This window comes from Algibacter aquimarinus (assembly GCF_039543265.1).
In the GTDB taxonomy this organism is placed as follows: Bacteria; Bacteroidota; Bacteroidia; order Flavobacteriales; family Flavobacteriaceae; genus Algibacter_B; species Algibacter_B aquimarinus.
The window spans coordinates 1,096,631-1,116,987 of sequence record NZ_BAABJK010000004.1 but is presented as its reverse complement, the minus strand read 5'-3'; the positions used below and the strand labels follow the sequence as shown (position 1 = coordinate 1,116,987).

The following is a 20,357-nucleotide window of genomic DNA, read 5'->3' as shown; positions in this document are numbered from 1 at the left end:
ATGTATAGCCTGTGTTGTAGACCTATATAAAATGCAAAAAACATTTACAGAGTTTTCTACAAATGCCATTTTAAAAATAGGAGATGAACATCTTTTAGAGTCCTATAAAACAGCTAAGCAGCCAGATTTATATACCTTTATTAGAACGAGTAGTTTCAAGGCAGAGATAGTTGTAGATAGTATCCCGTATACTATTGAGCCAAATAGTATTTTAGCATTAACAGTTGCTCAATATTTTCAATTTGTTTCTGGTAGGAATTTAGTAGTTTATCAATTTAACAGAGAGTTTTATTGCATAAAAGACCATGACCAAGAAGTAAGTTGTGCTGGGTTGTTATTTTTCGGGAATGTGCATATCCCAATTATGGAGTTGGATGAAAAAGAAAACCGAAAATTAAGCATTCTTCACGAAGTGTTTTTGGATGAATTTGATACTAAAGATACAATTCAAGCTGAAATGTTACGTATGCTCATGGCGCGTTTCATTATAATAAGCACAAGACTATTAAAGTCTAAAGAAGGGTTTATTGAAACTACAAAAAACACCAAAGTAGATTTATTACGCGAGTTTAATATATTGGTTGAATCTTATTTTAAAACCGAACACAGCGTATCTTTTTATGCCGATAAGCTATTTAAATCTCCTAAAACATTATCTAATACTTTTGCTAAATTAAATACAAGTCCGTTACAAATTATTCACGAGCGAGTTGTTCTAGAAGCAAAGCGTTTGCTAATTTATACTGATAAAACCGCAAAAGAAATTGCTTACGAAGTAGGCTTTGAAGATGCGTCGCATTTAAGCCGCTTATTCAAAAAACATACCTTATTATCACCTTCAGACTTTAAAAAACAACTTAAAAAAGCATATTAGGGAAAAATCGACAAGTCCTTAGGCAATACTGCTATTTTAATGCACTCTCTTTCTATTCATCTTTGCACTGTATAATTAAAACAACAAAGTCATGAATTTAAAACACATATCTATTTTCAATTTAATTGAAATATTCAGAGGAAAAAGAAAAGACGTATTACATACTATTTCGCCAAAAACACATTGCGAGCAAAATCATATTTCAGATTTTTATTGTGATGCTGAAAGACCACATATTTCATCCAATAGTATAGGTTTAAGTCAATAAGGGAAAAATTGACAAGCTATAAGGAATAAACTACATGGTGTACCCTTTAAAACGGTTGCACCTTTGTACCAACAAAATAAAACAAGAAATAAATAATAATAACAAGAATTTAAAAATTAAAATTATGAGCACATTTAATGTACCAACAAGAGAAGAAGTAAGCGAAAATAACCAAGCTATTTTTGATAATTTAAACAAAGCTTTAGGATTTGTTCCTAACCTATATGCAACATATGCAAATAGCAATACAGCTTTAGAAAACTATTTAAACTTTGCCAATGCAAAAACATCATTATCAGCTAAAGAAAAAGAGGTTGTAAACTTAGCAGTTAGTCAAGTAAATAATTGTATTTATTGTTTGTCTGCACATACTGCAATAGGTAAAATGAATGGTTTTACAGATGAACAAATTTTAGAATTAAGAGCAGGAGAGGCATCTTTCGATAATAAATTAGATGCTTTAGCAAGATTAGCTAGAAACATTACCGAAAACAGAGGGAGAACAGATGAAGCTGTATTAGAAAACTATTTTAATGCAGGATACTCAAAAGGAAATTTAATCGATACTATTTCTTTAGTAGGTGATAAAACAATTTCTAACTACGTACACAGCACAACACAAGTACCAGTAGATTTTCCAGTAGCACAACCTTTAGAGGTTGCAACAATATAATAAATAACAAGTAATAATCAAATTAATAAACCAGAGCAAAAGGCTCTCAAAATTTAAAACAATGAAAAAAGTAGTAACAATTTTAGTAGTAGTATTAGCATTTACATTCAGTTCAAATGCACAGGATAAAATGATGGATAAAGCTGTAAAAACAATTTCTTTAGAGCAAACTAAAGGAGAATTTGTTCAAAAAGCATTAACAGTAAGCGAAGGCACATACATATTTGAAGTATCAAACAACCATGCTGCAGAAAAAGTAGGTTTAGTTTTGGTAAAAAAAGGTGCTGATGCCAGCAAACCAGAAAATCATATACAAACGGCTTATGTAACTCAAGTTGTTAAAGATGGTGAAACGCAAAAAACAAATGCTACAACTTTAGCAAAAGGAGAATATGTTTATTTCTGTCCGCTAAATCCAACACCGCAATATACACTTACAGTTCAGTAAGAATATCAAATTAAGATTGGTTAATAGTTAAAAAAGGTTATTCTATAAAAGAATAGCCTTTTTTTATTGAACCATCTTGAAAGAAGTAAAGTAAATCTGTAACTTTACAAAAAAACAGAATATTATGTTATCAAAAACTATACAAGAAGCACTTAATAATCAAATCCGAATTGAAGCCGAATCTTCTCAAATATATTTAGCTATGGCATGTTGGGCAGAAGTTAAAGGGTTAGAAGGAGTTTCAAATTTTATGTATGCGCAAAGTGATGAGGAACGCGAGCACATGCTAAAACTAGTAAAGTTTGTAAATGAACGTGGAGGACACGCAAAAATTTCACAATTAAAAGCACCAAACGTTACGTTTAAATCGTTTAAAGAAATGTTTGAAAAACTTTTTGAGCATGAGGTATACGTATCTCAAAGTATCAATGAGTTAGTACATATTAGCCTCCAAGAAAAAGACTATGCGACACACAATTTTTTACAGTGGTATGTTGCAGAACAAATTGAAGAAGAGGCAGTTGCAAGAACCATCCTTGACAAAATTAATATGATTGGAGATGACAAAGGCGGGCTGTATTTATTCGACAGAGATATTGAAAATTTAACCGTTACAACTGCAGCAACCAATACTCCAGAATAATTTAACACTTATCCTTATTTAGATTTAATAAAAATAACTTATTTTTGCTCACAGATTTTTATATTATCCTGTGGCAAAAAAAAGAAACAAAAAAAGGCAATTAAAAAATTACGAAAATTGGGGTTTGAACTTCCTGATAAAGTTAAAAGTAATTGCTGTAAAAAGTTCAAAAAAGGCGAAAACAAACGCTGTAAAAAATGCCCTTGCTACGATTTAGCAAAAAAAGTAGCTTAAACAAAATCTTCATCTTTTTTCAGACGTTAAGTCTTTGTTAAATTAAATCCAAAACAGATATTCCTTTGGTAAATATAAAGACTTGTTTATTCAAACAGGTTAATATTTTAATGAATATGATTAAAGTAAAATAACCATTTAAATTAATTTTAATTAAACCAAAAAAGTATGAAGAAATTAGTATTGACTTTGTTTGCAATAGGTTTAGTATCCTGCGGATCTTCAAAAGTAGTAAGAGTTGCAAAAAAAACAATAAAAGGCAATTGGGCTTTAAATTCAATAACTTATGATAAAGCAGGAACTTATAAAATAAAATTATTGGATGATACTACTAAAGAATGTTTTCAAGGTAGCACTTGGCAGTTTATACCTAACAATAATACTGGAATTTATTCAATTTTAAATGCAAACTGTGAAGCTGGTGAAAGGTATTTCAATTTTACAGTTCAAGAAGTAGATGCAGAAACAGGACTTTATGATTTTCTATTAAAACCAACTAACGAAAAAGGAAAATCTGAAACAAATAAGGGTTTTAGAATACAACTTAGTGAGTTATCTGACGCTACTATGCAATGGCAACAAACGGTATCTTTAGATGGAAGTCCGTTTACTATTAACATGAATTTTATTAAGCTTTAAATTCTAATAAATATAAATTTTAAAATATAACAACATGATAAAATATAAGAATAAAGTAATAACAACCTTTTTAAGTTTAGCTATAATTTTTACATTATTTAATTGTAAAGCTGTGCAAAATGCAAATAACAAGCAAAAAGGAGCTGTAATTGGAGCAACAGGTGGAGCAGTTTTAGGAGCTATTATTGGCAATAATGTGGGTAAAGGAGGCAACGGAGAATTGGGTGCTGTGATTGGTGGTGTAATTGGTGGAACAGCCGGTGTACTTATTGGAAATAAAATGGATAAACAAGCCCAAAAGATAGAAGAAGAAATTCCGGGTGTTGAGGTAGAGCGTGTTGATGATGGTATTGTTGTAACTTTTGATGAAGGTAGTGGTGTTTATTTTGCTACTAACAAATCTGATATTAATAGCAAATCTCAAGAAACTTTAAATAAATTAGCCGGTGTATTTAAAGAGTACTCTGATACAAATATTCTTGTAGTTGGTCATACAGACAGCACAGGAGATGCTATTTATAATATGGAATTATCAAAAAACAGAGCATATTCTGTTACTAGGTACCTAACAAATAAAGGACTTAATTCTAGTAGATTTACTACCAATTGGTTTGGCGAAACACAACCATTACACGATAATTCTACAAGTACAGGAAGAGCAAAAAATAGACGTGTAAATATTGCTATTCTACCAAATGAGAAAATGATAGAAGAAGCAAAAATGCAAGCAGGGAACTAAAAAACCTAAGTAAGGCTAATGAAAAGGGTTGTATATAAAATATACAACCCTTTTTATTTGTCATCTTCTATTAACTCTCGTGGAATGCATTAATTCTAATTTCCAAATAGAGTCTTGTTTTATAGCAACAATACTTTCAAGCCATTGTAATTTACGCTCTAAAGTATCCTTTTTTATGGTAGCGTAATTATGATAAGCCATCCAAATACGGTTACCTTCTTTTTTAGCTTCAAAAAAATCAAAACTATTAATGCGTTTTACGCCTATATCTCTTTTTTTAGCTCGAATACACCAATTGGTAATAGTATCATTAGTCCAAACCTCACCGTGTTCTAAAAGAATAAAATCATCCGTATGATATTTGGTGAGTAATTCAGCTTTCTTATCACTCCAAATATCATCAAAAACACCTTGAACAACTTGTTTAACAGCTTTAAAATCTTCATTTGAATTAGAGGCAGCTTCTTTTTCTTTTTTGCAACTAGTTAGTATTAAAATAAAAACAAAAAGTATTTTAGTTATATGTTTCATGGTATTTGTATTTTTCAAATTTAAGTCAGTTGTAAGTCTTATTTTAGCATTATAATTTTAATACCGATACAACTAAAATACATTTATATTTAATTATAAAGATTTTTTCTTAGCGCTTTTTTTGATATATGAAAAATACAATAAAAACAGGGGTTTTATCTTTTGGAATGTCAGGGACTTTGTTTCATTGTCCTTTTTTAGAATTACATAAAGGTTTTGAATTAACCGCTATAGTAGAAAGGAGTAAAAAGAAAGCGCAGCAAGAATATGCAAACATTAAGAGTTATGATACTGTTGACGCACTACTTAATGATGCCTCTATTGAATTAGTGATTATAAATACACCAAGTGCAACACATTTCGAATTTGCTTTAAAAGCAATCCAATTAAATAAACACATCCTTGTAGAAAAGCCATTTACTGTTACATCAACAGAAGCCAAGATACTTTATCAAGAAGCTAAAAAAAACAATTGTTTCATAATGCCTTTTCAAAATAGGCGTTATGATAGTGATTTTCTATCCGTTAAAAGTGTTGTAGAATCTGGTAAGTTAGGCGATTTAGTAGAAGTTCATTTTCGTTACGATAGGTATAAGCCTGCCATGAACCAAACCGCAAGTAAAGAATTGCCTATTCCTGGCAATGGCGTTTTATATAATTTAATGCCGCATACCTTAGATGCTGCGATAGCTTTATTTGGAATTCCAGAATCGTGGAACAAGACACTTCATGGGAATCGTGCCGAAACACAAATTGATGATTATGCACATATACATTTAAAATATTCAAACGGTTTGCAAGTGTTTCTTACGGCAAATCTTTTAGTTGCCGATGCACCTCCTGCCTTTGTTTTGCATGGTGCAAAAGGGTCGTACATGAAGGAACGCACCGATGTTCAGGAAACGCAATTAAATGCAGGGATAAAACCTAATAATCCATTATTTGGTATTGAACCGCCTGGTAAAGAAGGGGTTTTAACTATTATTAAAGATGGTGTTAAAACTCAGGAGAAAATAGGACTTATTAAAGCATCGTATTTAAATGTTTTTGAGGCCGTTTATCAAACCATTCGAAATAAGGTGCCTTATCCAGTAACCGAAGCACAGGTTATTAAACAAATTGAAATTTTAGAAGATTAATAAATCATGGTTTTTTAAATTAGATGATAAAATTTATTACCTCCCAAACGCAACTTCCAGAACAATCTGTAAAAAATACCATAGCATTACTTAATGAAGATTGTACCATTCCATTTATTTCGCGGTATAGAAAAGAGCGTACTGGGAATTTAGATGAGGTTCAAATAGGTGATATTGTAAAGTTTAAAGAACAGTTTGAAGCTTTAGAAAAACGTAAAAAAGCCATTTTAAAAGCTTTAGAAGAACAGGATGTTTTAACTTCAGAATTAAAACAAAAAATTGAGTCGATTCAAGATGTAACAACCCTTGAAGACATCTACTTACCCTATAAAAAAAGCCGAAAAACAAAAGCTGAAAAAGCGAGACAAAACGGATTGGAGCCTTTGGCGAAAATAATGATGTCTCAAAATGCAAATGATTTAGAATCTATTGCGTTTAAATATGTAAAAGGAGACGTGCTTTCTGTTGAAGATGCTTTAGAAGGCGGAAGGCATATTATTGCAGAATGGATAAATGAACGTACCGATATTCGAAATAATATCCGAAGGCAGTTGGAGCGTTTTGCGATGATTTCCACAAAAGTGATAAAATCAAAAGCTGAAGAGGAGAACGCACAAAAATTTAGAGATTATTTTGATTGGGAAGAATCTTTAAGTAGAATTCCTTCACACCGACTCTTAGCTATTTTAAGGGCTGAAAAAGAAGGATTTATTCGTGTAAAAATTGAAATTGATGATGATAGAGCGCTAGATAATATTGAAAGACGTATCATAAAAAGTAATAACGCTTGCGCGGAACAAATTGAAATTGCTACTAAAGATGCTTACAAACGCTTATTACTGCCATCATTAAGCAATGAAGCATTGCAACTAGCAAAAGATAAAGCTGATGAATCTGCCATAATTGTATTCGCTAAAAACTTAAAGCAATTATTATTAGGTTCGCCTTTGGGGGAAAAACGCGTTTTAGCTATCGACCCCGGATTTAGAACAGGTTGTAAAGTGGTGTGCCTTGATGCTCAAGGGCTATTAAAGTATAACGAAACCATATATCCACATCCGCCAAAAAGCGATGCTGTTGGCGCAATGAAAAAGATAAGTTCACTTTGTGATGCCTATAAAATTGAAGCTATCGCTATTGGAAACGGTACAGCATCCAGAGAAACCGAAGCTTTAATTAGAAAAGTACATTTTAAAAATGATGTGCAGGTTTTTGTGGTAAGTGAAGCGGGTGCAAGTATTTATTCGGCATCTAAAATAGCTAGAGAAGAATTTCCAGATTATGATGTTACAGTTCGTGGCTCGGTATCTATTGGTCGCCGATTACAAGACCCGTTGGCTGAACTCGTAAAAATTGATGCTAAGTCTATAGGTGTTGGACAATATCAGCATGATGTAGACCAAACCAAACTTCAAAAACAATTGGATGTTGTGGTTGAAAATTGCGTAAATGCTGTTGGCGTAAATATTAATACGGCAAGTAAATCGCTTTTGAGTTATGTATCTGGTATTGGTCCCAAACTTGCAGAAAATATTTTTAATTATAGAAATGAAAATGGTGTTTTTAAAAATAGAAGCGACATAAAAAAAGTACCCCGTTTAGGTGGAAAAGCTTTTGAACAAGGTGCTGCTTTTTTAAGAATTAATGATGCTAAAAACCCGTTGGATGATTCTGCGGTTCACCCAGAAAGTTACTCGATTGTTACTAAAATGGCAAAAGACTTAGGAAAATCAGTCGAAGATTTAATTGGAAATAAAGACCTACTTCAAAAATTAAACTTGAAAACGTATTGTACGGATTCTGTTGGTTTATTAACCCTAGAAGACATCATTAAAGAATTAGAAAAACCAGGTTTAGATATTCGAGAGCAAGCCAAAGTATTTACTTTCAATCAAAACATAAAAACGATTAATGATTTGCGAGAAGGACAATTACTCCCAGGAATCGTCAATAATATTACCAATTTTGGTTGTTTTGTAGATGTAGGTATTAAAGAGAGTGGATTAATTCATGTATCAAACCTGACTGATAGTTTTGTGAAAGATGTGAATGAGCATGTGCACTTACATCAACAAATTATAGTAAAAGTGTTGGAGGTTGATGTTCCGCGAAAGCGTATTCAGTTAAAATTGCATAAATAAAAATGCTAAAAATAGCTTACCACGATATTTACAAACATCCACTTCCTGAAGGCCATCGGTTTCCAATGATTAAATATGAGCTATTGCCTCAACAATTAATATATGAGGGAACCTGTACTTCAAATAATTTTTTTGAACCCAATATTCCGGAGGACATTCATATTTTAAGAGTGCATACAGAAAGGTATTATCAAGATTTGCAACATTTAACTTTAGATGTAAGAGCAGCTAGAAAAATAGGTTTTCCATTAAGTGAAGTATTAGTAAAGCGCGAAGTAATAATCGCAGATGGTACAATTAAGGCAACAGAATTTGCTTTGAAATATGGTATTGCAATGAATATTGCTGGAGGCACACACCATGCATATTCTAATAGAGGAGAAGCTTTTTGTTTACTTAACGACCAAGCCATTGGCGCACGGTATATATTGGATAAAAACCTAGCTTCAAAGGTTTTAATTGTTGATTTAGATGTGCATCAAGGAAACGGTACCGCCGAAATTTTTCAAAATGATGATAATGTTTTTACCTTTTCAATGCATGGGAAAGGGAATTATCCGTTTAAGAAAGAAGAAAGTGATTTAGATATTCCGCTTGAAAATAACACAGATGATGGTACATATTTATCTATTCTAAAGGATATTTTACCAAAATTAATAAATGATGAAAAACCAGATTTCATTTATTATTTATGTGGTGTTGATGTTGTGGCATCAGATAAACTAGGGAAATTAGGAATGACCATTGAAGGATGCAAAGATCGTGACCGTTTTGTGTTACAAACCTGTAAAACACATCAAATTCCAGTAATGTGTTCTATGGGTGGAGGCTATTCGCCAGATATTAAAATTATTATCGAGGCACATGCCAATACCTTTAGATTAGCTCAGGAGATTTTCTTTTAAAATTTACAGCATTAGGTTAGAATAATAAACCCCTTCACTATTCATAAAAGTGCTGTCTTTTTTGTTTAAATTTAGTATTTTACCATTAAAAGTAGTTGCAGGTAAAGCGAGTTCATTATAAATACAAGCTGTAGCTGCATAATCCCAAATACTACCGCCTCCAATGGCTTTTTTAGGAAGTTTTAAAAAACATGCGGGACCATTTTCTAAAACTAAAATGGCACACATTACTGCGCCAGCACCCGATATTTCTTTTATAATATATAGGCCTAAATCAGTTTTTTGTTTATTGAGTATGTGTCGTATTTCGGTATGACTAGGTGTGTCTTTTAATGTTTTATCTGTTACATAAGTTAAATAGTCGTTGGTGTTTTTGATATCCCAAGGGATTCTGTTTTTAAAAGCACCTTGTCCTTTTATAGCGTAGTATAATGTTTCGGTACTAGGATTAAAAACAACGCCAATAACAGGCTTACCATCTTTGGCAATTAAAGCAATAGAAACCGAAAACCCAGGTTGTTTATTTATAAAAGCTAGAGTGCCATCCAAAGGGTCTATACACCAAAAGGCATCTTTTTCAAATCTGCTTTTATCATCTTCTGTTTCTTCGGATAATAAACCAATATCAAAGGTTCTGCATGTCGGTTTTAAATGTGATAAAATAATAGTTTCACATTCTCGGTCTACTTTTGTGACGATCTGAGAGGCATAGGTAGAACCTCCTTCTTTTTGCTCGACAATAATATTATCATCCATATATTTCTGAATGATTTTTCCAGCTGAAAGTGCTGCTTCAATGGCAATATTTGCTAAATGTTGTAAGTCCATTAACTATAACTTTTTGATAACTTCAGCAGTGATGCGCTCACTATAACTATTAATTTTCCAATGGCCAGGGCTCCAGCCTTTTAAAAACCTATGAAAATCTGCCCAAGTTACTCGGTATAATGCTCGCCATTCGTTTTCAAGAGCTTCATTGGTTTTCCCCAAAGCTTTATGCAAATGCGTAAAATATGTGTCTAGTATTTTAGATTCTAAACGTTCGCAATCACTTTCATTAAGGCAACTGCCTATAAAATAAGCAACATCTTTCATACCGCAACCACCGCCTACATATTGAAAATCTACACCAGCAACTTCACCGTTTTTAGAAAAACAAAAGTTAGCTAATTTAGCATCACCATGTACAAAGGTTTTAAAAGTACAGTCGTTCAATTTTTTGTCAATTGCGATAGCTGAGTTTTTTAGTGCTGTATCGTCCAAAACTTCTAATTCTTGAGGTCTAGTATCTAAATGCCAATAGGTGCCAACATCCCAAAGTCCGTTAGGTGTTTTTTCCAAAAAACTCGCATGAAATTGCGCCAACCATTCTAAACACCTGTCGATATCTTCCCATTCCACGTTTTGTTTTCGTAATGGAAAACCTGCTGTATCCAAATCTTCGAGAATAATAAGGGTTTCGTCTTGGTAGTTTTCGACACCAAAACACTTTGGCAAACGCGCCTTACTATGTTTACTATAAGTTTGATACCAGATGGTTTCTACTTTGTAAGATTTTAGTTTTCTTTGGTGCCCAATATCAGTATGCCATCCTCTTGGGTGATTATTTCGTTTAGGTAATTGCACATGTTTAATAACAACGCTTTCTAAAGTAGAATTTTCTAATTGAACGCGTATAATTTTACCATAACCGCTCCATAATTCCTGAATGATTTCTTTTTCAACTAAAGAAGATGCGCCAGTTTTTTGGAGAATAATGGATTTAAAATAATCGTTCATAAGGAGTCAAAGGTAGGGAAATGTAGTTTTTCTAAAAAGGATATAGTGTTAAGAGCGACCCCGCCTTTTTTAGCGGGGTTACGCCCAAAAACACCTACGCATTTCCTAGAAATGGTATTACAACAAATTATTCAATCGGTTTTGAAACCAGCTAGTTTTTGGTTTGTCTTCCGTTTTTTCAGCAGGTTCTTTAACTTGATTTTTATTATGCGCTGTTTTACGCTTTTTTACTACTCTGGCAATTTCAGCGTCAACATAGTTTATAAATTCGTTATTTAAGGCAATTATTTTTGCTTCCTCCAGAACAGTTTCAGCTTTTTCATAAGCTTTTGTAGCTTCTAATAAAGATGCTAGAGCCAACAAAACATTTGCCTTTTTTGTCCCTTTAAATTCTAGAGCAAAGTCAATTAACTTTTCCGCTTCGGCATAATCTCCATTGTTAGTTAACAGTCGAATATAATCGGGATAAATATCTGGGTTATACATATCGCTTGCTATGGCGAGATTATAATACTCTTTAGCCAATTCGTAATTGCTTAATTGTTCATATTGTACTTTAGCCATTAAACACAAGGCTTTAACATTGTTTGGTTCGTAAGCTAAAGCATAGTTTAAAGCTTCCACGGCTTCCTCCAATTGATACGGATAAGTCTCAATTGCTCTAAATAGGTAATTGTTGTTTAAATTATTTTCCATGACCTCCTTTCTAATTAATTCGTTACTATTTTAAGCGTAAGCAAACGTTTTGCTGACGTTACACTGTTTCAATTTGTTGAAATAAAAAAAATCCGAAACAGTTTATTTGCTTCGGATTTTTTCTGAGGAAAGTTAATCTACAGAAAATACCGAAGTCTCATGAGTGATTCAAAATCACTATATACACTCTGAAAGGGTATACTATGTTTTAACATGTCTTCTTGTTTTTTAATTATTATTTTTTGTGCAGTAGTTATTTAAAACTGCGGTGCAAAGATGAAAACTTTTTTTAAATAAACAAATAAAGTTTTAATTTAATTTATTGATAATCAAATAGTTAAATTAAAGTTTAAACAAAGAGATTCCTGTCCGCATTTTTGCAGATTATAAAGACTAATGGCAAAAGTCTGTTTACCAGTTGCTTATTCTTCAATACTTAATATTTTAGTTTTTTAAATTTATATTCAAATTATTTTATTTTTTTTCATAAAAAAAGCGTCCAACATGTTGGACGCTTTTAAATATTTATAGATTTTTAATTCTTTACCTATTCATATTCTTAATTTGGTCCACAAAATCATCCAAATCAGCACCATTACTTACAAGTGTTAATGCTTTATCTATAATGTATTTTACGTTCACTGCATGAAATCCAAGTCCAACAGCAATTTTCTTTAAAAGTAACATTTCAGATTCTCCAGTAATCGTATCTACATGAATCATGCGTACTAAATCGTATAAACGCTCTAAACGAAGATCGTAAGACACAGGTGGGTTAATTGGGTGAGAATTATAATCTTTTAATATAGATTTATAATCATTATCACCAATCTCCAAACGCTGCGCTAATCGATCCAAAAATTCCTTTTCATCATCAGTAATAACACCATCAGCCATGGCTACACGAACTATAGCAGCAAAATGACTCTCATTACGCTTTTTAAAACCACTATCAAATAAATCTGAAAACGACATATATACTTCTTTTTAGTGCTGCAAACCTACATATTTTTTTTAAGATTTTAAACTGAAAATTTTAATTTTTTAGACGGTATTATATGGGTAGGTATCCCATAACGAAATTCTTTAACTTTATGTGAAACTATTTTTATTTCGTTAGAAATATTTGTGAATTCGTGGCATAATAAAACATATCTAAGCCTTATATTTGCACCTCAAAACAAAATTAGGTGAGTAAACCTGCAATCTCTCAAACCTATTTAAAGGCTTTGCAAACGCAAAATCTTCAAAATGCTATTGCCCAAACTGAAAGTAAAACACATGTAAAAGGACTAGTAGGGTCATCATTTTCCTTTGTAATTTCAAGTGTTTTTAAAACCGTTGATAAACCTTTCCTACTCGTTTTTAACGACAAAGAAGAAGCGGCGCACTACTTAAACGATTTAGAGCAATTATTAAGTGATAAAGATGTTTTGTTCTATCCAGGTAGTTATAGAAGACCTTATGAAATAGAAGAAACCGATAATGCAAACGTATTATTACGTGCCGAGGTTTTAAACCGCATAAACTCTCAAAAAAAGCCGGCAATAATTGTAACCTATCCTGATGCCCTTTTTGAGCAAGTGGTTACCAGAAAAGAATTAGAGCGCCATACGCTAAAAGTAGGTGTAAACGATAAGGTGTCTATCGATTTTATAAACGAAGTTTTATTTGAATACCAATTTAAACGGGTAGATTTTGTTACAGAACCTGGAGAATTTTCAGTACGTGGTGGTATTGTAGATGTATTTTCATTTTCTCATGATGAGCCCTACAGAATTGAATTTTTTGGAGATGAGGTTGATAGCATTAGAACCTTTGATGTAGAAACACAGCTTTCAATAGAACAAATTAAGAAAATCAATATTATTCCCAATGTTGCCAATAAATTGTTAGAAGAAAAGCGACAAAGTTTCCTTAAATATATTGCACAAAAAACAGTAGTGTGTTTAAAAAATGCCGATTTACTTTTTTCAAGAATAGACGATTTTTATTCAAAAGCTCAAGAGGCTTTTAAAGGCCTTTCTGAAGATATTAAACATGCTGAACCTCATGAGTTATTTTGTAATTCAGTATTATTAAAAAAACAATTACTCGATTTTTCAATTATTGAATTTGGGAGTACTTCTATTTTTAATACGAACGTCATTGCGAGTGAAACGTCGCAATCTGTTTCATTGGATGAGATTACCGCGTCGCAAGCTCCTCGTAATGACGAAATCGTTTTTAACACTACCCCACAGCCTGCTTTTAATAAGCAATTTAATCTCTTAATTGAAGATTTAAACACAAATCAAGAAAACGGATATACCAATTATATAGCTTGTGTAAGTGAGCAACAAGCTAAACGTTTTCATGATATTTTTGATGATGCAAAACTCGAAGTAAACGAATATCAAACCGTAATTCTCTCATTGCACCAAGGTTTTATTGACCATGATAATAAAATAGTCTGTTATACCGATCATCAAATTTTTGAGCGTTATCATAAATTTCAATTAAAGAATGGTTATGCGAAAAAGCAGGCCATCACATTAAAAGAGCTAACCAATTTAGATATTGGTGATTATGTAACCCATATCGATCATGGTATTGGGCGCTTTGGAGGACTTCAAAAAATAGATGTAGAAGGCAAAAAACAAGAGGCTATAAAACTGATTTATGGAGAGCGTGATGTGCTTTATTTAAGTATTCACTCCTTGCATAAAATCACCAAGTTTAATGGTAAAGACGGTAAACCACCTAAAATTTATAAATTAGGAAGCACCGCTTGGAAAACCTTAAAACAAAAAACAAAAGCGCGTGTAAAACATGTTGCTTTCAACCTTATAAAACTTTACGCAAAACGTAAAACAGAAAAAGGCTATCAATACAATCCAGATAGTTATATGCAACATGAGTTGGAAGCTTCTTTTATTTACGAAGACACACCAGACCAAAGTACTGCCACTGCTGATATTAAAGCCGATATGGAAAGCGAGCGTCCCATGGACAGACTTATTTGTGGTGATGTTGGTTTTGGTAAAACCGAAGTCGCTATTCGTGCCGCTTTTAAAGCAGTAGATAATGGTAAACAAGTTGCTGTTTTAGTGCCTACAACCATTTTAGCGTATCAACACTCTAGAACTTTTGCAGCCCGTTTAAAAGAATTCCCTGTAACTGTTGATTATGTTAATAGATTTAGAACTGCTAAAGAAAAACGGGAAACCTTAGAGGGTTTAGAACAGGGAAAAGTCGATATTATTATTGGCACACATCAGCTCGTAAATAAAAACGTAAAATTTAAAGATTTAGGCTTACTTATAGTTGATGAAGAGCAAAAATTTGGCGTATCAGTAAAGGAAAAACTTAAAACGCTAAAAGATAATGTTGATGTACTTACGTTAACAGCAACGCCAATACCAAGAACGTTGCAGTTTAGTTTAATGGCTGCAAGAGATTTGTCTGTAATTACCACACCACCTCCGAATCGATATCCTATTGAAAGTCATGTTATCCGTTTTAATGAAGAAACTATTCGTGATGCGGTGAGTTATGAAATTCAACGTGGTGGACAAATTTTCTTTATTCATAATCGGATTGAAAACATAAAAGAGGTTGCAGGAATGATACAACGTTTGGTGCCAGATGCTAAAATAGGTATTGGTCATGGGCAAATGGATGGCAAAAAATTGGAACAACTTATGTTACAGTTTATGGATGGTGCTTTTGATGTTTTGGTTAGTACCACCATTGTGGAAAGTGGTTTAGATGTGCCCAATGCAAATACTATTTTTATAAATAATGCCAATAATTTTGGGTTGAGCGATTTACATCAAATGCGTGGTCGTGTTGGGCGAAGTAATAAAAAAGCGTTCTGTTATTTCATCACACCAGAATATTCTGCAATGACAGATGATGCTAGAAAACGCATTACAGCCCTAGAACAATTTACAGAGTTAGGAAGCGGTTTTAACATCGCTATGAAAGATTTGGAAATTAGAGGTGCAGGCGATTTACTTGGTGGCGAACAAAGTGGATTCATCAACGAAATAGGTTTTGATACCTATCAAAAAATCCTAAATGAAGCTATTGAAGAGCTTAAAGAAAACGAATTTAAGGATTTGTATAACGAAGATGAAGCTGATAAAGTTTATGTGAAAGATGTAACAATAGACTCGGATTTTGAATTGCTTTTCCCAGATGATTACATTAATAATATTGCTGAAAGGTTAAGCTTGTACACGCAACTAAACAGCTTAAAAACGGAAGAAGAATTACAAAAATTTGAAAAAGAATTAATAGATCGTTTTGGAGAATTGCCACAACAAGTGACCGATTTATTAAATAGTGTCCAAATAAAGTGGATAGCAACCAAAATAGGTTTTGAAAAAGTAATTATGAAGCAAGGAAAGTTGATAGGTTATTTTATAAACGATCAGCAAAGTAATTTTTACCAAAGTGTATATTTTACAAAAGTGCTTCAATTTGTACAAAAAAACCCTGGAGTATGTAAAATGAAAGAGAAGCAAACACGAAACGGTTTACGATTATTGCTTACTTTTGAATCTATAAAATCGGTAAAACAAGCTTTAGAAGCTTTACAACCCATTATGGCTTGATTGTTGTCTATCAAATAAATAAAGATATTAATCCATGTTAAACAGAATTATTGTTTTATCCCTCTTATTACCATCCATACTTTTAGGGCAAAACACTATTAAAGGAACCTTTTCTCCAGCTGAAGATTATAATGTGGCTTTGCTTTATAAAGTAACTCCAACATTATCAGAATACATCACCAATTCTGAAGTGAAAGCAGATGGCACTTTTGAATTTAAATTAGACTCTACAGCTACAAAAGGTATGTACCGCGTTGTTTACGCCGTGCCTCAAGAAGATTATAATTTTGATGTTATTTATAATACAGAAGAAGATATAGAACTCAAATTTAACGCTGAAACAGGAGTTGAATTTTTATCATCAAATGAGAATAAATTAATTGCGTCGTACACAAATAGTATGTCTATGATTACTCAAAGTATAGGTAGTTATTTTAGACAAAAGAGTAATGATACAACGGCGTTAAAAACCATTTTTAAAACGCAGAAAGAAACTCAATTAAACTTTGAGAAAGCTGCAAAAGGTATGATTGCGTTGGAATTTATAAAAGCAAATAAGCCTTATATTCCTGAAAAATTTAAAGATGTTAATACTTACATTAATAGTTTAAAAACGCATTATTTTGATTATGTAGATTTTAACAATACCACACTACAAAGTTCTAGTTTTTTAGAAGAACGCATGTTAAATTATGTTTTTGGAACAAAAGCAGATGGTGTTGATGAAGTACAGAATTACAAAAACAATATTGATGTGTTTTGTAAGGCTATGAAAGATGTATCCAATGAAGTAAAGCGAATTTTATTGATAGATTTATGGGAACAAATGCGGGATTTGAATTTTGAAAGTGTTGCTAACTATATATCTGAAACGTATTTACTTGACATTGCTATATCATTAAACGATCAAGAATTAGTTAAAGGATTGATGCTACTTATAAATACTGCAATTGGAGAAACCGCACCAGATTTTTCAATAGAAATTAAAGAAAATGAAAAGCTAGTCACTAAAAATTTAAGCGACTTAGAAGGTAATAATAATTATATTTTAGTCTTTTGGAGCAGTTCATGTTCACATTGTTTAGATGAAATTCCGCAGTTACAAAGCTTTATAAAAAATAAAGAAAAAGGGTTAGTTCAGGTGGTTGCTATTGGTTTGGAAGATGAACCTTATCGATGGAAAGATTTAACCTATACATATCCAGAATTTATTCATGTTTATGGTGAAGGAAAATGGGATAACGAAATAGGAAACACTTACGGTGTAACAGCTACCCCAACTTATTTTATTTTAAATAAAGAGAAGCAAATTATCTCTAAACCAGAGGATTTTGAAGTGTTGAAATCATTTTTTGAAGTTACTGAATAAGTTTGTTTTCAAGCTGAACTTATTTTAGTGTTTTAAAAGTGATAAAAGGCATTTTCTAAATGCTCAATATTAAAACCTTTACCTTCTTTTACAATAGCAATAATATCAAACCTAACTTCTACATTTAAGTTGTTTACGGTTACATATTCATCAACAGCCTTTACCAAGCGTTGAATTTGTTTAGGCTTTACAAAATCTTCTGGATTTCCAAAATCGGTAGTAGATCGTGTTTTTACCTCAATAATAGCAAGAATGTCTTTTTTTTGAGCAATAATATCTACTTCCGCTTTATCGAAACGGTAATTGCGTTCTATGATATTGTAGTTATTTTTTTGTAGAAAATCTACTGCAAGTTGCTCACCTTTTTTACCGAGTTCGTTGTGTTGTGCCATAATTACCCCCTAAACAAAAAGAAATCATCTTTCATATGTTCAATCTTGCTGTCTTCATTTGTTATAATATAATCGATAGCTTGAGAGGTAAAATCTTCACCCTTTTCAGTTAACGATACAATGTTTTTATCAAATTGAATCATATTGTTTTTCAATGCCAAATCTAAAACAGTTTTAGAGCGTACTTTTTGCCAATTAATATGTTCATTAAGATGATTTACATGGCGTTCAGTTTCTTCCGTATGATTTTTTAAATGCAATAAAAAAGTGAGTAAAGATACTTCTGTACGTTGTTGTTTTTCTCTGTAATAAACAGCAATAATACCTTTACTAGGTGCAAATAAATAAACAACTAAAAAGAGTAAACCCAACACGGTTGTAATAGATCCTGCAATAGAAGCATCTAACCAATGCGCTAACCAATACCCAGAAATAGCACTAAAAACCCCAAAAATTATGGAGTAAATTAACATGCGTTTTAAATTGGTAGTTAATAAATAGGCAGTGGCAGCAGGCGCAATCATTAAAGCAACTACAAGAATTGCTCCAACAGCGTCAAAAGCACCTACGGTTGTAACAGATGAAACTGTCATAAGTCCGTAATGAATAACAGCAGGTGAAAACCCTAATGATGCCGCTAAACCTGCATCAAAAGTGCTTATTTTTAATTCTTTGAAAAATGCAAATAGCAGCCCAATGGTAATTATTAAAATAGTTCCTATAATCCATAAAGATTTTGGGCCAACATCTGCTCCAGAAATTATTAATCTGTCAAACGGAGCAAAAGCTAATTCACCTAATAAAACGGCATCCACATCAAGGTGAACATCATTAGCATTTTTAGCGATTAGAATAACCCCAATACTGAATAGGGTTGGGAAAACTAATCCAATAGCGGTGTCTTCTTTTACAAGGCCTGTTTTTTGGATATATTCTACCAAAACAACAGTAATAATACCGGTTAAAGCTGCAAGAAAAATGAGTAATGGTGAGTTTAAATCTTGTGTGATAAAAAAACCAATTACAATTCCAGGAAGAATGGAATGACTTATCGCATCACTAATCATGGCCATTTTTCTGAGCACTAAAAATGTACCTGGAATAGCACAAGCCACAGCAACTAAACTGGCAATAAGTTGTATTTCTATTTGTGCACTACTCATTATTCTCCGTTTGTTGGTTGTATAAATTTGAAGCTATTTTAAACCCTTCGTCTGTTAAACTCCAATCGCTTCCATTAAGTATTACATAATTTTTGTCTACTAATTTCTTTAATGTGTTTTTAGTGTATCCTTGAAAATTGTTTAATATTTTGATGGCATGAGGGTGTGAAATGTTATCATGACTTTCAACAATGTTATACATGAATGCTAAAGTTTTATGTAATTGTAAGTCGCGACGGTTTTTAATAAATCTAATTTGCTTAAAAAGTAAACCTCTACTTGGTGAAAATACAAATGAAAATAACACAAAAACACCAGCAACAATAACGATAACAGGACCTGTTGATAGGTTATTTTGACTAGCACTTATTGCAGTACCAAAAACTCCAGAAAATGCACCAAAAACAGATGCAATCATCACCATTTTTCCTAAACTATTAGTCCATTGGCGAGCGGCGGCAGCAGGTGCTAATAACATAGCGCTCATAAGTACTACACCAACGGTTTGAAGGCCTAAAACAATAGCTAGTACAATAAACGAAGTAATTAAAATATCAATAAACTTTGTGTTAAACCCTAATGTTTTTGTGTAATCGGCATCAAAAAGAAGGATTTTAAATTCTTTCCAAAATAATAGTAAAACAAATAAACAAATTCCAGTTACTGTAGCCATCATCCATACGTCACTCTCTAATAATGTAGCGGCTTGTCCGAATAAATACTTGTCTAAACCTGCTTGATTGGCATTGGGTTGTTTTTGAATAAAAGTGAGTAATAACATCCCGAAACCAAAAAACAATGATAAAATTAAACCTAAAGCAGTATCAGATTTTAAATGTGTTTTTTTAATAATTCCACGAATCCAGAATGTACCAATTAAGCCGCTAACTAAAGCGCCTAATAATAATGTGTTACTATCTTTCGTGCCTGTAATTAAAAACGCAATAGCTATTCCGGGGAGGGCTGCATGAGAGATGGCATCACCTAAAAGACTTTGTTTTCGTAAAACAGCAAAACTGCCAAGCATCCCACAAACTGCACCTAATATGGCGGTTCCTAAGGTAATCGTTCTGAGTGTGTAATCAGAAAAGACAAGTTTTATGTATTCTGTTATATCCATTTT

The 20,357-nt window shown here is 32.3% G+C and carries 20 protein-coding genes; 12 read left to right on the top strand and 8 right to left on the bottom strand.

What is annotated here, in order from left to right; translation table 11 throughout:
* The first annotated feature begins 31 nt into the window (after positions 1 to 31).
* From ABD939_RS07695 to ABD939_RS07665, 7 genes are all read left to right on the top strand, one after another.
* On the top strand, positions 32 to 874 hold the full coding sequence (locus tag ABD939_RS07695) for an AraC family transcriptional regulator (RefSeq protein WP_345166580.1): 843 nt from the start codon (positions 32 to 34) through the stop codon (positions 872 to 874).
* A gap of 91 nt (positions 875 to 965) precedes the next feature.
* Positions 966 to 1,142: a hypothetical protein gene (locus ABD939_RS07690; RefSeq protein ID WP_345166577.1), complete on the top strand. Its 177-nt coding sequence runs from the start codon at positions 966 to 968 to the stop codon at positions 1,140 to 1,142.
* A 124-nt stretch (positions 1,143 to 1,266) separates the two neighbouring features.
* Positions 1,267 to 1,815, top strand: a complete 549-nt coding sequence (locus ABD939_RS07685) for a carboxymuconolactone decarboxylase family protein (RefSeq protein ID WP_345166574.1) — start codon at positions 1,267 to 1,269, stop codon at positions 1,813 to 1,815.
* Positions 1,816 to 1,876: 61 nt separating this feature from the next.
* Positions 1,877 to 2,263 (top strand): cupredoxin domain-containing protein, encoded by a 387-nt coding sequence (locus tag ABD939_RS07680; protein WP_345166571.1) that lies wholly within the window; start codon positions 1,877 to 1,879, stop codon positions 2,261 to 2,263.
* A 124-nt stretch (positions 2,264 to 2,387) separates the two neighbouring features.
* Positions 2,388 to 2,906 (top strand): ferritin, encoded by a 519-nt coding sequence (locus tag ABD939_RS07675; RefSeq protein ID WP_345166569.1) that lies wholly within the window; start codon positions 2,388 to 2,390, stop codon positions 2,904 to 2,906.
* A 402-nt stretch (positions 2,907 to 3,308) separates the two neighbouring features.
* Positions 3,309 to 3,779: a lipocalin family protein gene (locus tag ABD939_RS07670; RefSeq protein ID WP_345166567.1), complete on the top strand. Its 471-nt coding sequence runs from the start codon at positions 3,309 to 3,311 to the stop codon at positions 3,777 to 3,779.
* A gap of 34 nt (positions 3,780 to 3,813) precedes the next feature.
* Positions 3,814 to 4,518 carry a YiaD family glycine zipper/OmpA-like lipoprotein gene (locus ABD939_RS07665; RefSeq protein ID WP_345166565.1) on the top strand — a complete coding sequence of 235 codons (705 nt, stop codon included), beginning with the start codon at positions 3,814 to 3,816 and terminating at the stop codon, positions 4,516 to 4,518.
* A 60-nt stretch (positions 4,519 to 4,578) separates the two neighbouring features.
* Here ABD939_RS07665 and ABD939_RS07660 read toward each other — a convergent pair whose 3' ends face one another.
* On the bottom strand, positions 4,579 to 5,049 hold the full coding sequence (locus tag ABD939_RS07660) for a nuclear transport factor 2 family protein (protein ID WP_345166563.1): 471 nt from the start codon (positions 5,047 to 5,049) through the stop codon (positions 4,579 to 4,581).
* A 128-nt stretch (positions 5,050 to 5,177) separates the two neighbouring features.
* On the opposite strand from ABD939_RS07660, the gene ABD939_RS07655 reads away from it, so the two are divergent.
* From ABD939_RS07655 to ABD939_RS07645, 3 genes are read left to right on the top strand one after another with little or no spacing between them, the layout of a single operon-like run.
* Positions 5,178 to 6,188, top strand: coding sequence for a Gfo/Idh/MocA family oxidoreductase (locus tag ABD939_RS07655; protein WP_345166560.1), 1,011 nt, complete (start codon positions 5,178 to 5,180; stop codon positions 6,186 to 6,188).
* A gap of 23 nt (positions 6,189 to 6,211) precedes the next feature.
* Positions 6,212 to 8,329, top strand: coding sequence for a Tex family protein (locus ABD939_RS07650; protein ID WP_345166557.1), 2,118 nt, complete (start codon positions 6,212 to 6,214; stop codon positions 8,327 to 8,329).
* 2 nt (positions 8,330 to 8,331) lie between these two features.
* The gene (locus ABD939_RS07645) at positions 8,332 to 9,234 is read left to right on the top strand and encodes a histone deacetylase family protein (protein WP_345166555.1); all 903 of its coding nucleotides are present in this window, start codon (positions 8,332 to 8,334) and stop codon (positions 9,232 to 9,234) included.
* A 3-nt stretch (positions 9,235 to 9,237) separates the two neighbouring features.
* On the opposite strand, the gene ABD939_RS07640 is transcribed toward ABD939_RS07645, so the two are convergent.
* The 4 genes from ABD939_RS07640 to ABD939_RS07625 form a co-directional block, all read right to left on the bottom strand.
* Entirely contained in the window at positions 9,238 to 10,062 is an 825-nt protein-coding gene (locus ABD939_RS07640) for a 3'(2'),5'-bisphosphate nucleotidase CysQ family protein (protein ID WP_345166552.1), read from the bottom strand.
* A 3-nt stretch (positions 10,063 to 10,065) separates the two neighbouring features.
* Complete coding sequence (locus ABD939_RS07635; RefSeq protein WP_345166549.1) at positions 10,066 to 11,013, bottom strand: oxidoreductase family protein; 948 nt, start codon at positions 11,011 to 11,013, stop codon at positions 10,066 to 10,068.
* Positions 11,014 to 11,130: 117 nt separating this feature from the next.
* Complete coding sequence (locus ABD939_RS07630; protein WP_345166547.1) at positions 11,131 to 11,709, bottom strand: tetratricopeptide repeat protein; 579 nt, start codon at positions 11,707 to 11,709, stop codon at positions 11,131 to 11,133.
* Positions 11,710 to 12,252: 543 nt separating this feature from the next.
* Positions 12,253 to 12,684, bottom strand: a complete 432-nt coding sequence (locus ABD939_RS07625; protein WP_345166545.1) for a tellurite resistance TerB family protein — start codon at positions 12,682 to 12,684, stop codon at positions 12,253 to 12,255.
* Between the two features lie 215 nt (positions 12,685 to 12,899).
* Between ABD939_RS07625 and mfd the strand changes: the two genes are divergently transcribed.
* Together mfd and ABD939_RS07615 are read left to right on the top strand one after the other, a co-directional pair.
* Positions 12,900 to 16,310 carry a transcription-repair coupling factor gene (gene mfd, locus ABD939_RS07620; protein WP_345166542.1) on the top strand — a complete coding sequence of 1,137 codons (3,411 nt, stop codon included), beginning with the start codon at positions 12,900 to 12,902 and terminating at the stop codon, positions 16,308 to 16,310.
* 34 nt (positions 16,311 to 16,344) lie between these two features.
* Positions 16,345 to 17,679, top strand: a complete 1,335-nt coding sequence (locus ABD939_RS07615; protein ID WP_345166539.1) for a TlpA family protein disulfide reductase — start codon at positions 16,345 to 16,347, stop codon at positions 17,677 to 17,679.
* Positions 17,680 to 17,711: 32 nt separating this feature from the next.
* Here ABD939_RS07615 and ABD939_RS07610 read toward each other — a convergent pair whose 3' ends face one another.
* The 3 genes from ABD939_RS07610 to ABD939_RS07600 are packed head-to-tail and all read right to left on the bottom strand — an operon-like array spanning position 17,712 to position 20,354.
* On the bottom strand, positions 17,712 to 18,071 hold the full coding sequence (locus ABD939_RS07610) for a YraN family protein (RefSeq protein ID WP_345166536.1): 360 nt from the start codon (positions 18,069 to 18,071) through the stop codon (positions 17,712 to 17,714).
* 2 nt (positions 18,072 to 18,073) lie between these two features.
* On the bottom strand, positions 18,074 to 19,234 hold the full coding sequence (locus ABD939_RS07605; protein ID WP_345166533.1) for a metal ABC transporter permease: 1,161 nt from the start codon (positions 19,232 to 19,234) through the stop codon (positions 18,074 to 18,076).
* Positions 19,227 to 20,354 (bottom strand): iron chelate uptake ABC transporter family permease subunit, encoded by a 1,128-nt coding sequence (locus ABD939_RS07600; protein WP_345166530.1) that lies wholly within the window; start codon positions 20,352 to 20,354, stop codon positions 19,227 to 19,229. Before ABD939_RS07600 ends, ABD939_RS07605 begins: the two co-directional genes overlap by 8 nt.
* Positions 20,355 to 20,357 lie beyond the last annotated feature (3 nt).

Bases quoted from the DNA above. Each gene is read 5' to 3' on its own strand.
- ABD939_RS07695 (WP_345166580.1), top strand. From the start codon at position 32: ATGCAAAAAACATTTACAGAGTTTTCTACAAATGCCATTTTAAAAATA.
- ABD939_RS07690 (WP_345166577.1), top strand. From the start codon at position 966: ATGAATTTAAAACACATATCTATTTTCAATTTAATTGAAATATTCAGA.
- ABD939_RS07685 (WP_345166574.1), top strand. From the start codon at position 1,267: ATGAGCACATTTAATGTACCAACAAGAGAAGAAGTAAGCGAAAATAAC.
- ABD939_RS07680 (WP_345166571.1), top strand. From the start codon at position 1,877: ATGAAAAAAGTAGTAACAATTTTAGTAGTAGTATTAGCATTTACATTC.
- ABD939_RS07675 (WP_345166569.1), top strand. From the start codon at position 2,388: ATGTTATCAAAAACTATACAAGAAGCACTTAATAATCAAATCCGAATT.
- ABD939_RS07670 (WP_345166567.1), top strand. From the start codon at position 3,309: ATGAAGAAATTAGTATTGACTTTGTTTGCAATAGGTTTAGTATCCTGC.
- ABD939_RS07665 (WP_345166565.1), top strand. From the start codon at position 3,814: ATGATAAAATATAAGAATAAAGTAATAACAACCTTTTTAAGTTTAGCT.
- ABD939_RS07660 (WP_345166563.1), bottom strand. From the start codon at position 5,049: ATGAAACATATAACTAAAATACTTTTTGTTTTTATTTTAATACTAACT.
- ABD939_RS07655 (WP_345166560.1), top strand. From the start codon at position 5,178: ATGAAAAATACAATAAAAACAGGGGTTTTATCTTTTGGAATGTCAGGG.
- ABD939_RS07650 (WP_345166557.1), top strand. From the start codon at position 6,212: ATGATAAAATTTATTACCTCCCAAACGCAACTTCCAGAACAATCTGTA.
- ABD939_RS07645 (WP_345166555.1), top strand. From the start codon at position 8,332: ATGCTAAAAATAGCTTACCACGATATTTACAAACATCCACTTCCTGAA.
- ABD939_RS07640 (WP_345166552.1), bottom strand. From the start codon at position 10,062: ATGGACTTACAACATTTAGCAAATATTGCCATTGAAGCAGCACTTTCA.
- ABD939_RS07635 (WP_345166549.1), bottom strand. From the start codon at position 11,013: ATGAACGATTATTTTAAATCCATTATTCTCCAAAAAACTGGCGCATCT.
- ABD939_RS07630 (WP_345166547.1), bottom strand. From the start codon at position 11,709: ATGGAAAATAATTTAAACAACAATTACCTATTTAGAGCAATTGAGACT.
- ABD939_RS07625 (WP_345166545.1), bottom strand. From the start codon at position 12,684: ATGTCGTTTTCAGATTTATTTGATAGTGGTTTTAAAAAGCGTAATGAG.
- ABD939_RS07615 (WP_345166539.1), top strand. From the start codon at position 16,345: ATGTTAAACAGAATTATTGTTTTATCCCTCTTATTACCATCCATACTT.
- ABD939_RS07610 (WP_345166536.1), bottom strand. From the start codon at position 18,071: ATGGCACAACACAACGAACTCGGTAAAAAAGGTGAGCAACTTGCAGTA.
- ABD939_RS07605 (WP_345166533.1), bottom strand. From the start codon at position 19,234: ATGAGTAGTGCACAAATAGAAATACAACTTATTGCCAGTTTAGTTGCT.
- ABD939_RS07600 (WP_345166530.1), bottom strand. From the start codon at position 20,354: ATGGATATAACAGAATACATAAAACTTGTCTTTTCTGATTACACACTC.